13 protein-coding genes are annotated in these 12549 nt (G+C 70.3%); 8 read left to right on the top strand and 5 right to left on the bottom strand.

Annotation, left to right across the window (positions count from 1 at the left end):
• Positions 1–120 precede the first annotated feature (120 nt).
• The 6 genes from L3Q67_RS12870 (at position 121) to L3Q67_RS12845 (ending at position 5550) form a co-directional block, all read left to right on the top strand.
• The gene (locus L3Q67_RS12870) at positions 121–1299 is read left to right on the top strand and encodes a sensor histidine kinase (RefSeq protein WP_499189721.1); all 1179 of its coding nucleotides are present in this window, start codon (positions 121–123) and stop codon (positions 1297–1299) included.
• Complete coding sequence (locus L3Q67_RS12865) at positions 1296–1961, top strand: transcriptional regulator (RefSeq protein ID WP_499189720.1); 666 nt, start codon at positions 1296–1298, stop codon at positions 1959–1961. Before L3Q67_RS12870 ends, L3Q67_RS12865 begins: the two co-directional genes overlap by 4 nt.
• An 88-nt stretch (positions 1962–2049) precedes the next feature.
• Positions 2050–3468, top strand: coding sequence for a DUF8832 domain-containing protein (locus tag L3Q67_RS12860; protein ID WP_499189719.1), 1419 nt, complete (start codon positions 2050–2052; stop codon positions 3466–3468).
• A complete protein-coding gene (locus L3Q67_RS12855; protein ID WP_499189718.1) occupies positions 3465–3872 on the top strand; it encodes a FixH family protein in 408 nt (135 codons plus the stop codon). The genes L3Q67_RS12860 and L3Q67_RS12855 overlap by 4 nt, the downstream gene beginning before the upstream one ends.
• Before the next feature lie 11 nt (positions 3873–3883).
• Positions 3884–5014 carry a hypothetical protein gene (locus tag L3Q67_RS12850; protein WP_499189717.1) on the top strand — a complete coding sequence of 377 codons (1131 nt, stop codon included), beginning with the start codon at positions 3884–3886 and terminating at the stop codon, positions 5012–5014.
• Positions 5014–5550 (top strand): hypothetical protein, encoded by a 537-nt coding sequence (locus L3Q67_RS12845; RefSeq protein ID WP_499189716.1) that lies wholly within the window; start codon positions 5014–5016, stop codon positions 5548–5550. Before L3Q67_RS12850 ends, L3Q67_RS12845 begins: the two co-directional genes overlap by 1 nt.
• Before the next feature lie 113 nt (positions 5551–5663).
• On the opposite strand, the gene L3Q67_RS12840 is transcribed toward L3Q67_RS12845, so the two are convergent.
• The 3 genes from L3Q67_RS12840 to L3Q67_RS12830 form a co-directional block, all read right to left on the bottom strand.
• Positions 5664–5915, bottom strand: a complete 252-nt coding sequence (locus tag L3Q67_RS12840) for a DUF397 domain-containing protein (protein WP_209663089.1) — start codon at positions 5913–5915, stop codon at positions 5664–5666.
• Positions 5916–6320: 405 nt separating this feature from the next.
• Positions 6321–7172, bottom strand: a complete 852-nt coding sequence (locus L3Q67_RS12835) for a class I SAM-dependent methyltransferase (RefSeq protein ID WP_499191515.1) — start codon at positions 7170–7172, stop codon at positions 6321–6323.
• A 69-nt stretch (positions 7173–7241) separates the two neighbouring features.
• Positions 7242–8117 carry a helix-turn-helix domain-containing protein gene (locus L3Q67_RS12830; protein WP_209663091.1) on the bottom strand — a complete coding sequence of 292 codons (876 nt, stop codon included), beginning with the start codon at positions 8115–8117 and terminating at the stop codon, positions 7242–7244.
• A gap of 191 nt (positions 8118–8308) precedes the next feature.
• Here L3Q67_RS12830 and gnd point away from each other — a divergent pair, with 191 nt between their 5' ends.
• Positions 8309–9748 carry an NADP(+)-dependent, decarboxylating phosphogluconate dehydrogenase gene (gene gnd, locus L3Q67_RS12825; protein WP_499189715.1) on the top strand — a complete coding sequence of 480 codons (1440 nt, stop codon included), beginning with the start codon at positions 8309–8311 and terminating at the stop codon, positions 9746–9748.
• 296 nt (positions 9749–10044) lie between these two features.
• On the opposite strand, the gene L3Q67_RS12820 is transcribed toward gnd, so the two are convergent.
• Positions 10045–10812, bottom strand: coding sequence for a S1 family peptidase (locus L3Q67_RS12820; protein ID WP_499189714.1), 768 nt, complete (start codon positions 10810–10812; stop codon positions 10045–10047).
• A gap of 166 nt (positions 10813–10978) precedes the next feature.
• Here L3Q67_RS12820 and L3Q67_RS12815 point away from each other — a divergent pair, with 166 nt between their 5' ends.
• Complete coding sequence (locus tag L3Q67_RS12815) at positions 10979–11812, top strand: CPBP family intramembrane glutamic endopeptidase (protein ID WP_499189713.1); 834 nt, start codon at positions 10979–10981, stop codon at positions 11810–11812.
• Here L3Q67_RS12815 and L3Q67_RS12810 read toward each other — a convergent pair.
• Positions 11760–12500, bottom strand: coding sequence for a Clp protease N-terminal domain-containing protein (locus tag L3Q67_RS12810; RefSeq protein WP_499189712.1), 741 nt, complete (start codon positions 12498–12500; stop codon positions 11760–11762). The genes L3Q67_RS12815 and L3Q67_RS12810 overlap by 53 nt on opposite strands.
• Positions 12501–12549: the final 49 nt, after the last annotated feature.

Here is a 12549-nt window from a genome sequence, read left to right as displayed (position 1 = left end):
AGGTTCGGGTGCCTGAACGTGGAACTCGGCTGCGGGAACGTGGGACTTGGCTGCCTGAACGTGGGACTTGGCTGCCTGAACGTGGGACTCGGCTGTGGGGACGTGGGGAAGCTCGTACGGGTGGGGGTTGGATGTGCCAAGCTCGGCTGGGTGCGGGACATCACCGGGTCGCTGGCGCGCCAGGCGTGGCTGATCGCGGTCGTCTGCATGGTGGCCGACGTCAGCGTCGCGCTGTTGATCGGGCCGCCGCTGGACCACTGGCAGACCTGGGTCATCGGGCTCGGCACGATCGCCGCCGATCTCGCGCTCGCCGGGCCCGCGCGGCTGTCCGGCCTGGTCGCGCTGGGCCACGCCGTGCTGTACCCGCTCACCCCGCTCCTGCTCAACGACCTGCCCGGCGCCGAGGCCTCCAACACCGCGGGCATGCTGATCGCCGGGTACCGCGCCGGGGCCTGGCTGACCACGCTGCCCGCGGTGGCCTCGCTGCTGGCGCTGATCGCCGGGTCGGCCGCCGGTGAGCTGCTGGAGGCCAACCTCGCCGGGCGCGACTGGCGGCTGCTCAGCGCCATCCTGCTGGCCAACACCGTGCTCCCCTGGCTGGTCGGCCGCTACACCACCGAGCGCCGCGCGCAGATCGCCGAGCTGGAACGGCGTGAGGATGCCGCGGTCCGGCGGGCCGTGGCCGAGGAACGCAGTTCGGTCGCCCGCGACCTGCACGACGTCATCTCCCACCACGTCAGCGCGATCGGCATGCACGCCGGCGCGGCCCGGCTCGGGCTGGCCGAAGCCGGTGAGACGCCGGTGCACCGGTCGCTGTCCGCGGTGGAGACGGCCAGCCGGGCGGCCATGGAGGACCTGCGGCGGATGCTCGACCTGCTGCACGGCGAGCACACCGCGGTCCGCCAACCGGGGACCGGCAACCTGGAGGAACTGCTGGAGCGCACCCGCGCCGCCGGGCTGCCCGCGCGGCTGCACACCCAGGGCGTGCCCGGCGAGCTGCCGGGCTCGGTGGACGTCGCGGTCTACCGGGTCGCGCAGGAGGGCCTGACCAACGCGCTGCGCCACGGCGCGGGCGGGCCGGTGGACGTGAAGTTGTGCTATCGAACCGAGGAGATCAGCTTGAGCGTGACCAACCCGATCAGGCCCGGCCCGGCCGCCAGGACCGGCGAGGGCACCCGGCGTGGCCTCGCGGGCCTGCGCCAGCGGGTCGCGTTGTTCGGCGGGGAGTTCTCCAGCGGGCCGACCGACGACGGCCGGAGCTGGCGGATCTCGGCGACCTTCCCCGTGGACGGCGCATGAACACGCGGGTGCTGCTCGCCGACGACCACGCCATGTTCCGCTCCGGCATGCGCGCGGTCCTGGACACCCAGCCGGACCTCGAATGCGTCGGCGAGGCGTCCGACGGCCGGGCCGCGGTCGCCGAGGTGGCCCGGCTGCGGCCCGATGTCGCCGTGCTCGACGTGCGCATGCCGAAACTGGACGGTCTCGCCGCCACCGAAGCCATCCTGACCACGCCCGGCTGCACGACGAAGGTGCTCGTGCTGACCACCTACGACCACGACGACTACGTCTACCGCGCGCTGCGCGCCGGGGCGAGCGGCTTCCTGCTGAAGAACCTGCCGCCCGAGGAACTGGTCTCGGCCATGCGCGTGGTCGCCCGCGGTGACGCGCTGATCGATCCGTCGGTCACCCGGCGCCTGGTGTCCCGGTTCACCACCAGCATCGAGCCGCCCGCCGGACCCGCCGAGCTGGACCGGCTCACCTCGCGCGAGCGCGAAGTCCTGCTGCTCATCGCCGACGCACGCAGCAACGCCGAAATCGCCGAGGAACTGCACGTCGGGGACGAAACGGTGAAAACGCACGTGTCCCGCATCCTGGCGAAGCTCGGCCTGCGCGACCGGGTGCACGCGGTGGTCTACGCCTATCAGCACGGCCTTGTCAGGGCGGCCCCCCGGGACTGACCCCGGGGGTCGTCCCCCGTGCTGGGGACACGGGAATCCCCCGCCGCTGTGACGCGCCGCACCCCCTGGACTGCCTAACTTGAGGCAGGTGAGGGTCAAGGGGTGGAGCGCGTCGGCCGTGCTGCTGGTTTTGCTCGGCCTGGTGCTGGGCGCGGGTCCGGCGGCAGCCGATGGCGGGCCGATCGGCACCGACGTGCACGTGGCGCAGACATTGGGCGAACGCGAGCTGACCGTGGTGCTGCGGCGGGTGACCGAAGTGCCGGGACCGCTGAGCGTGGACGTCATCACGCACGCGGGAACGGCGCCCGGCACGCTGGAGCTGAGCGCGCTTTCGGCGGGACGCGCGGTCGCGAGCACGCAGGTGGAACTCGGTGCGACCCCGGGTACGTACAGCGGGACGCTCGGCGTCGACCACGCGGGCCCGTGGGAACTGGCCATCAGGGACAGCGCTGACAGCACGCAGGTAGCGCGCATCCCGTTCGTGGTTCCCGCGCAGGTCCCCGCACCCTGGGAAAAGGCGGCGTACGGCGGTTTCGTCGCGGCGGGTGCCTTGCTGCTGGTGGCGTTGTTCGCCGCGGTGCGCGCCAGGAAGTCCTGGCACGCGGTGGTTCCGGCGACCGGGGTGGTCGCCGCGCTGGCGGTCGCGATCACGGCGGCACTGCTGTCGTCGACCATCCCGCCGCCCGCCCGCGACGTGCTCGACCCGACCATCGAATCGGCCGGCGACCCGTACGCACTGCCGCCGTCCACAATGGACACGAGTCGGCCACCGCTGAACCTGGCGGTGTCCGGCACGCCCGCCGGGTTCACCCTGCGGCTGACCGATGGCGCCACCGGCCGTCCCGCCGACGACCTCGTGGTGCACCACAACGCGCTGGTGCACCTGGTGGCGATCGGGCCGTCCGGGCGCTTGCGGCACCTGCATCCGGTGCGCACGGCCCCCGGCACCTACACCGCCCGGCTCGACGCCACCGAAGGCGGCCGGTACGCGTTGTCCGCCGAAGTCGCCCGGCGCGGCGGTGGCACCCAGCTGCTGCGGTCCACTTTGGACGTCGAGGGACCGGCTCCCGCGCCGGTTTCCCAGCCGCCCGGGTTCGGCACGCAGGAGGTCGGCGGTGTCCCGGTGACGCTGAGCGCGGGCGAGGTGAACGCGAACGCCGCCACCACGATGACCGCGAAGTTCGGCGACACCGGCACGCTCCAGCCGTGGCTGGGCATGACCGGGCACCTGATGGTGGTCGGCCCCCTGCCCGACGGGACCGCGGTCGGCACGGCCGCCGCGACCGCGCCGACCTGGGCCCACGTGCACTCGATGACCGGCCTGCCGTCGATGTCCGGCCGGTCGGGGCAGCCGGACGAGACGGTCGCCGCCTACGGCCCCGAGGTCCGGTTCACCTACACCTTCCCGGCACCGGGGAAGTACCGCCTGTGGTTCCAGGGCATGCGGGACTTCGCCGTGCTGACCGCGCCCATCCAGCTCGACGTGCCGGAGGGGGACCGCCCGTGAAGAAGCCGACCACGCTGGTGATCGCCGGACTCGCCGTGCTCGCCGTGCTGGCCTGGTTGCTGTGGCCGTCCACTTCGGACGGTGCGACGAGCCTGCACGCCGCCGGCGCCCGCAACACGGTGAACCTGCAGGTCAACGAACCCAAGGCCGGGTTGAACGCGTTCGACCTGGAGGTCACCGATCCGTTCGGGCACCCGGTCGAAGGGCTGGAAGTGACGCTCGAACCGGTGATGGCGCAGATGGGCCACGCACTGGAGCCGGTGCCCGCGCGGGAGCGGGTCCCCGGCCGGTACCACGCCGCGGAGACCCTGCTGCCGATGTCCGGGCAGTGGGAGATCACCGTCCGGCTGCGCGCGGACAGCGGCACCGAAGAACTCGTCTTCCCACTGCTCGTGGGGAACTAAGGGAGGAAACGATGGATCTCACGGTCCCGCTCACCGGTTCGGTGGCGGCCACCAGGAGCGCGTCGAGGGCCTGGTTACCGGCCTCCGGCCTGCTCGCCGGCACGCTGGTCACGCTGGTCGGGCTGACCTGGGACGTGGAGTGGCACGACGACGTCGGCCCGGACACCTTCTTCACCCTGCCGCACCTGTTCCTCTACACCGGCAGCGCGATCGCCGGGCTGATCAGCCTGGTGGTGGTGCTGTCCACCACCGCGGCCCAGCGCGCCGGGCGGCCGGTGGACGAGGCGGTCGGCGGCAAGGCGGTCGGCGTGTTCGGCCGGACCTTCGCCGCGCCGGTCGGGTACCTCATCGCGGGCACCGGCGGCGCGTTGTTCCTGCTGTACGGCCTGTGGGACCTGTGGTGGCACAGCCTGTACGGCTTCGACGCGGTGATCGACTCGCCACCGCACATCGGGCTGCTGCTGTCGGTGATGGTCACCATGGTCGGCACGGTGATGGTGTTCGCCGCCGCCCGTGACCACCGCTGGGGGGTGTTCGGCACGCTGGCGAGCATCGCGGTGCTGCTCTCGTTCAGCTCGGTCACCGTGCTCGGATTGTCCGCTGTGGACACCGAAATCAGTCCGGTCACCATCGGCATGACCTTCCTTTCGGTGATGCTCGTGGTAATGGGCCGCGGTTTCTTCGGCAGGCCCGGTGGCGCGCTCGGCGCGGCCGTGCTGCTGAGCGCCTGGCAGGCGTTCTCCTGGTGGTTCTCGCCGTGGGCCGCGCACGCCTACGCCTCGGCGGTCGGCCTGCCGCTGCGGGACAACGTGGACGACGTGGCTTCGATGCCGTCGCTGATGCCGGTGTGCCTGATCGGCGCGGCTCTGCTGGCGGAACTGGTGCTCTGGGTGAGCGGCCGGAGCGGCTCGGCACCGCGCTGGGCGGGCGCGCTCTCGGGTGCCGTCGCCGGGTTCGTGATCGCGGGCGCGCAGCCGTTCCAGGACACCTGGCTGTACGACGTCCGCCTGGCCGGGGCCGGCGAAATCCTGGCCACCGCCGGTGTGGGGGCCGTGTTCGGCCTGCTCGGCGGCTTCCTCGGCTGGCGCTTCGGCGGAATGCTGCGGCTGCTGGCCCCTCGATCCGACAAGGAGACCGTGTGATGCGCAAGTTCCGCGACGGCGCGGCCGCCCTGCTGGCGAAGATCGGCCTGCTGGCCGCGTCGGCACCGCCGGCTTCGGCCTACGAACCGGTGAACATCGTGCACACCGAGCGGGTGCAGGCCGGGCCGTACGGGCTGACCGTCGGCTTCAGCACCTGGCCGCTGAAGGCCATGCAGTCACTGGACTTCACCTTCATCCCGGACGGCGGCATCGCGGACAAGTCCGGCACGTTCGCCACCACGAACCCGGAGACCGGCCGCCAGGGCCGGTCGAACCCGCTGAGCAGGCACCCCCGCAAGCTGGACGTGTGGGGCCTGGACATCAGGGCGCTGGACAGCCAGGGCGACTGGAAGTTCCGGTTCGTCATCGACGGCCCGGCCGGGCGCGGCGAGGGTGAGCTGAGCAAGCTCCCGGTGCTCGAACAGCCGGGGCCGCCGATGGCGCTGAGCTGGTCGATCAGCGTGTTGCCGCTGGCCGGTCTCATCGGCTTCCTGGTGCTCGCCTGGCGCCGGACCCGCACTCGCGTCGCGGGCTGATCCACACCGCCGGGAGAGCTTTTCCACGGATCGGTGAAAATTCCCTGACCAGATCTGTGAATTAGCGCACTCTCTTCCACGGGCTGAGAATGCGCGGCTCTCCCGGCGGGATTTCAGTGCAGATCGAACTGACCTGCCTTCACCGCGGTCACGAAGGCGTTCCATTCGCCGGCGTCGAAAACGAACACCGGACTCTCCACCAGCTTGGTGTCACGCACCCCGACCAGGCCGGGCACGCCCAGGTTGACCTCCACGCAGTTGCCGCCGTTGGGCTCACTGGCGAAGGACTTTTCCCAGGCCGAAGCCTCGAACCGCGCCGCGGCCGTGCCCGGGTCGTAATCGGTGACCCGGGGATAATCCGCCATCTGACCTACCTCCATGCATGTCTCAGGGTCCCACCACTCCCGGCCCAGGTGAGGCTGCTACTGGCAACCCTCCGTGAGAAATCCGCCCTGCGGGTGGGGCCACCCGGGTGATCACCCGTCGATCGCTCGACAGCAAGATTAATCTAGGAGTAGGATTATTCCTAGCGGGATGGGGGGCACGGTCAGGATATCGCCGCACCACGGAGACAGCCGCGAGACATCGGCTCCACTCCGGCGAACACGGCGAGGCGGATCGGCCACGGGATCCTCACCGGGGAGGACACAGGGGTGGACAGGCTTTCGGATCGAACCGACAACATCGACAACATCCGCGCCGGGAACGGGAGGAGCTGAACCATGACCGTGCGACTGCTGGCACCGACCGAGCGGCACGAAGAGCCGGACTCAGCCCTTCCTGGCGACCCCGCCGAGCATGAAGGACGCTGGCGGATTATGCGCGACCTCGGCGGTAGCCTCGGATTCCGCCTCGTCAAGACGCCACTGCGGAAGCCAGACCACCCCCGGGTCCACCAGCGCGAAGTCACCGAACAACGCGGTGAACTCGGCGCGCGTGCGCAGGGTGACGGGGGTGCTGGACTGCTTGTACTGCTCGTGGACGGCCTCGAGCTGAACCAGATGCTCGGGCGGCACTCCGTCGGTCGTGCCGTGTGACATGATCAACAGCGAACCCGGTGGCAGTAGCGCGCGATAACGCTCGACCGCCGCTTCTCCGCCTTCTTCCGGCGAGACGAAGTGCAGCACCGCCACCATCAGCAGGCCGATCGGCCTGGCCGGGTCGAGCACGCCGGTTTCGAAGGCCTCGGTCCACACGCGCTCGACGTCGCGCATGTCCGCGTTGAGCACCGCGTGTCTGCGAGGATCGCCGTTCTCCTCCAACAGGATCCGGCTGTGCGCCACGGCGACGGGCTCGTTGTCCACGTAGACGCAGCGGCTGTCCGGGTCGATCCGGTCGGCGACCTGGTGCACGTTGCCCACGGTCGGCACCCCGGACCCGAGGTCGAGGAACTGCGTGACGCCGTGGCGCACGGCGTAGGTCACCGCGCGGCCGAGGAACTCGCGGTTCACGTGCGCGTTGAGCTTGCCGTGCGGCACGGCCTTGAGCGCCTTCTCGCCGAATTCGCGGTCGATGGCCCAGTTCGCGTCACCGCCGAGGAACCAGTCGTAGATGCGGGCCGCGTTCGGCCGCTCGAGGTCGATGCCCTGCGGAGCGAAGGCCGGCTCGTCGTTTTCGGTCATGGCGCGGCTACCCCCTGTGGTGCTCACCCGCCCCAGCATACGGCCGCAGCCACTGCTGACGGCAACTTTCTACCCGGGCGCCGAACTGTCCTTCGCCAACTGCGCGCGGTAGTGCTCCGCCAGTTCCTTGAAGAACTGCCGGGTGTCCTGGTGCTCCAGCGCGGCGCCGCGCAGCCGGTCCCACGAGTCGACGAAGAGCTGGAAATCCTTCTGGTCGTCGAGGTACAGCCCGCCCGCGGAATGCTCGATGTAGACGAAATCCCTGGTGCGATCGGGAAAACGCATGATGGTGAAGTCGTTGGGCACCGAGGCCAGCCGCGCGTCGAACGGCAGCACGTGCAGGTAGACCCTGGCGCGCTTCTCCAGTTCGAGCAAGTGCTCCACCTGGTCGAGCATCACGCCGGGCGAGTGCCCGCCGGGGGCCCGGCGCAGCGCGGCTTCACTCAGGATGAAGCGGTAGTACGGCGGCTGCTGCTGGTCGAACACGGCCTTGCGGTCGAGCCGGTTGCGCACCAGTGAGGTGACGTCGGTGGCGCCGGCTTCGGTGAACTGCTTGAGCATGTAGTGCTCGGACTGCAGCGGGCCGGGGATGCGCTCGCCGTGCCAGGTCAGGATTTCCGCGGCGGCGGGTTCGAGGTCGGTGAAGGTGCGGAACCAGTGCGGCACCACCGAGCGGTAGCCGGACCAGTGCCCGCGCTGCCCGGCCGCGGCGCGCGCCAGGTTCATCAGGGTCTCGGCCTCGTCACCGACGATGCCGAAGGCGTCCAGCATCGCGCGCACGTCACCGAGTTTGACGCCGACCGCGCCCGACTCGATCTTGTTCACCTTGCCCTGGGTGCAGCCCAGCACGTCGGCGACCGCCTGTTGCGTCATCCGGGCCGCGTTGCGCGCGTGGCGCAACTCGTTGCCCAGCTGCTTGCGGCGGGAGGTGATGGTGCTCGCCATCAGCGTCCCCCGACCTGGCAGGCCAGTCTCACGGCACCCCTCAGAAGGTTTCGTATTAATCGGCGATGACGCTCCGACATTACCCTCTCACGCAGCGGAAATCGACTGGTCCGGCCAGGCTGGTCCGGCAACTCGCCCGTAACCGGAGTACGCGACTAACCTGCGATCAGGATCGATACGGAAGGCGGCACATGACCAAGAAGGCGAGCATCGGGGTCACCGGCCTGGCGGTGATGGGCCGCAACCTGGCCCGGAACCTGGCCCGGCACGGGCACACGGTGGCCCTGCACAACCGCTCCGAGCAGCGCACGCGGGACCTGGTGGAGCAGTTCGGCTCGGAGGGCGAGTTCGTCCCGGCGTACTCGGCGCAGGAGTTCGTCGACTCGCTGGAACGCCCGCGCCAGGTGGTGATCATGGTGAAGGCCGGTGCGCCGACCGACGCGGTGATCGAGGAATTCGCGCCGCTGCTGGAAAAGGGCGACGTGATCGTGGACGCGGGCAACGCGCACTTCGCCGACACGCGCCGCCGTGAAGCCGACCTGCGCGAGCGCGGGCTGCACTTCGTCGGCACCGGTGTCTCCGGTGGTGAGGAGGGCGCGCTGCACGGCCCGAGCATCATGCCGGGTGGCTCGCGGGAGTCCTACGAATCGCTGGGGCCGCTGCTGGAGGACATCTCCGCGAAGGTCGACGGCACGCCGTGCTGCGCGCACATCGGGCCGGACGGTGCCGGGCACTTCGTGAAGATGGTGCACAACGGCATCGAATACGCCGACATGCAGCTGATCGCCGAATCGTTCGACCTGCTGCGCGGCGCCGCGGGCTACGAGCCGGCGCAGATCGCCGAGGTCTTCCGCACCTGGAACACCGGGCGGCTCGACTCCTACCTGATCGAAATCACCGCGCAGGTGCTCGCCCACACCGACGCGGCGACCGGCAAGCCGTTCGTGGACGTGGTCGCCGACCAGGCCGAGCAGAAGGGCACCGGGCGCTGGACCGTGCAGATCGGGCTGGACCTCGGGGTGCCGATCAGCGGCATCGCCGAAGCCACCTTCGCGCGCTCGCTCTCGGGCCACGCCGGCCTGCGCGCCTCCGCACGCGGCCTGGCCGGCCCGTCGCGCGCGAAGCTGACCGGCGCGGAAGCCGAACGCTTCGCCGACGACGTGGAGCAGGCGCTGTACGCGTCGAAGGTGGTGGCGTACGCGCAGGGGTTCAACCAGATCCAGGCCGGGAGCACGGAGTACGGCTGGGACATCGACCTGGGGCAGATCGCCACGATCTGGCGGGACGGCTGCATCATCCGCGCCAAGTTCCTGGACGACATCCGGGCCGCGTACGCCTCGGAGACCGAGCTGCCGACGCTGCTCACCGCGGGCCTGTTCCGCAAGGCCGTCGAAGACGCGCAGGACGCCTGGCGCTCGGTGGTCTCGACGGCCACGCGCCTGGGCATCCCGGCACCGGGCTTCGCCACCTCACTGGCCTACTACGACGGCCTGCGCGCGGAACGCCTGCCCGCCGCCCTGATCCAAGGCCAGCGGGACTACTTCGGCGCCCACACCTACCGCCGGGTGGACCGCGAAGGCTCGTTCCACACCGAATGGGCCACCGACGACCGCCCAGAACACCCGGCCTAACCCCTCAGCCCATGTCACGAATGTGGCTTTGGGGGCGAATTCGGCCCCCAAAGCCACATTCGTGTCCAGTCTGATGCCGCGAGTGCGGGGTTCAGCTGCAGGAATGCGGGACTCAGCTACCTGAACGTGGGACTCGCCCGGCTCCCGGTGCATCCCGGGCGAGTCCCACGTTCGTGCAGCCGAACCCCACGTTCAGGCAGCCGAGTCCCACATTCGTGACACCTCGAACGCTATGAATGGGGCATTACTTGCAATCAACGCAAGTAATGCCCCACTCATAGCATCTGGCCGAGGGGTCAGCCGGCGGTTTGGGCGATCCAGGTCGCGTAGGCCGGGACCGAGGTGTAGATGGACGGGCCGGTGGCGCAGGTCGGGTCGCCGTTGCCGGTGCGGCTGGTGACGCCGATCAGCTCGTACTTGCCACCCGCCGAGACGACCTGCGGGCCGCCCGAGTCGCCGTAGCAGGCGCCCGCGTCGCCGCCCGGGTTGTCGGTGCACAGCTCCAGGCTGCCGTCGATGCCGGTGCACTGGTCCGCGGCGACGACCTGGGTGTCCAGCTGCTGCAACTGCACCGGCGCGTCACAGCCACCGCGCTCGGGGCAGGTCTGGCCCCAGCCGAGCAGGCGGGTCTGGGTGCCGGCGTCGGTGGTGGTGCCCAGCGAGACCGGCGCCGAGCCGGCCGGCGCGGACAGCTTCACCAGCGCGATGTCCCCGCCCGCCCCGGTGCCGGTGTAGTCCGGGTGCACGACGACCTCGGCGGCCTGTGCTTCCTCACCACCGGAGGTGCGGTCGTTGCTGCCGATCCGCGCGCTGATCGAGTCGGCCGAGGAGCCCTGGACGCAGTGCGCGGCGGTCAGCACCCATTCCGGGGAGATCAGCGAACCACCGCAGAAGTGGTTCCCGCCTTCCTGCAGCGAGACCATCCACGAGTACTCCTGGTCGGCGTCGTTCCCGCCGACGATGAACGGGGTGACATCGGCACCGGCCGGTGTCGCGCCGGCCACCGCGGCCACCGCGCAGGCCGCGCCGGTGAGCAGGCCCACGACCAGAGAACGTGCCTTCATCCGCATCTCCTTCTCGCTGCCCCCTTGCCTCCCCGGGGGATGACACGCAGCGTAAGCACTGTTGGTAAATCATTAACACCCTTCGAAAGTTCCAACTCACTCGACAGCATGAGCGAAGGAACCTTGCGTAACAGCCGGTTTTCCACTAGCGGGTAAGTTGCCCCGGGTGAGCTACCACCTCCAGACCCGTGGCCCGGCCTACCGCTGGTGGCGGCCACTGCTCGGCGCGGCGGTGCTCGTCGCGGTCGCCTTCGCCTGCCTCGCCGTGTTCACCGCACTCGCGGACGCCCTGGTCACCAGCACCGACCAGCTCTGGGAAATGGTGCTGAGCTTCGGCGCCCTCGCGGTCACCCTGCCCGCCGCCTTCGCCGCCGCCCGCTTCGGTGAGCGCCGACCGGCCGGCACGGTGTCCAGTGTGGACGGTCGGCTGCGCTGGCGGTGGCTGGCCGAGTGCGCCGGCTGGGCGGTGGCCGCCTTCGCCGCGGCGACCGTGGTCGACCTGCTGCTCGGCGCCGGCTGGGACGGCAGCGGCTGGCCCGGCCTGCCCGCCTACCTGTCGATCGTGGCGCTCACCCTGCTGCTGGTGCCGTTCCAGGCCGCGGCCGAGGAGTACGTCTTCCGCGGCTGGTTGCTACAGGCCTTCGGCGCCTGGCTGCGCACGCCGTGGCCGGGCGCGGTGCTCAGCTCGGCGGCCTTCGTGGCGACGCACGGCTACACCTCGATGCCGATCATCGCCGAGTTGTTCGTGTTCGCGTTGATCCTGTGCTGGCTCACCGTGCGCACCGGCGGCCTGGAGGCGGCGATCGGGCTGCACGCGGTGAACAACATCGCCACCATGGTGCTGGCGGGCGGGGCCCCGATTCCCGACCAGAGCACGGTGACCGCGACCTGGGGTGACGCGGTGCTCATCGCGGCACCGTCGGTCCTCTACGCCTGGCTGGTCGACCTCAGGTACCGGAAGCGGGCCGCTGAGCCAGAATCTGTGCCAGCACCCGACTGATCTCGGCTTCCACCTCCTCCTTGGTGATGCCCGCTTCGGTGAGCACTTCCACCGCGCGACCTTCACCGAGTTCCAGCAGGCTCAACAGGAAGTGCTCCGCACCGACGTAGTTGTGCCCGAGCCGCAAGGCTTCCCGCGAGGTCAGTTCGAAGAGTTTGCGCCCACGCGCGCTGATCGTGGCTTGCTCCGGCACGGTTTCCGCGGCGGGCTCGAACGAGGCGACCAGCCGCGCGCGCAGCTCGTCCGGCGAAGCTCCCAGTGCCACCACGGTTTTCGTGGCCAGGTTCGCCGGATCGCTGAGCAACGCGACCAGCAGGTGTTCCGGTTCGATGCGGGCGTTCCCGGCGGCGAGCGCGACCTGCTGCGAGCCGACCACGGCCTGCCGCGCGCGATCGGTGTAGCGGGCGAACGACTGCATCACCTCGGCCAGCGACTGCCCGTCGCTTTCCTTGGGCACGAACCGTTTCTGCACGGCCTGCTTGCTCACGCCCATGCTGCGCCCGATGTCGGTCCAGGACGCGCCGGAGCGCCGCGCCTGGTCGACGAAGTGGCCGATCAGGTGGTCGGCCACCTCCCCCAGGTGGTCGGCGGCGAGCACCGCCTCGGACAGGTGCTGCAACGGGTCGGCGCCGGGGTGCTGGTTCTTGATGAGCTCGATCATCGTGTCGAGCTTGACGGGGTTGTCCATGCGTCAACCATAAGTTGACGATTGCTTATCGTCAACCCTGGGTTGACCA

The sequence above is a fragment of the Saccharothrix sp. AJ9571 genome (assembly GCF_021725495.1).
Lineage (GTDB): Bacteria > Actinomycetota > Actinomycetes > Mycobacteriales > Pseudonocardiaceae > Amycolatopsis > Amycolatopsis magusensis.
This window is presented reverse-complemented; position numbering and strand designations above follow the sequence as displayed.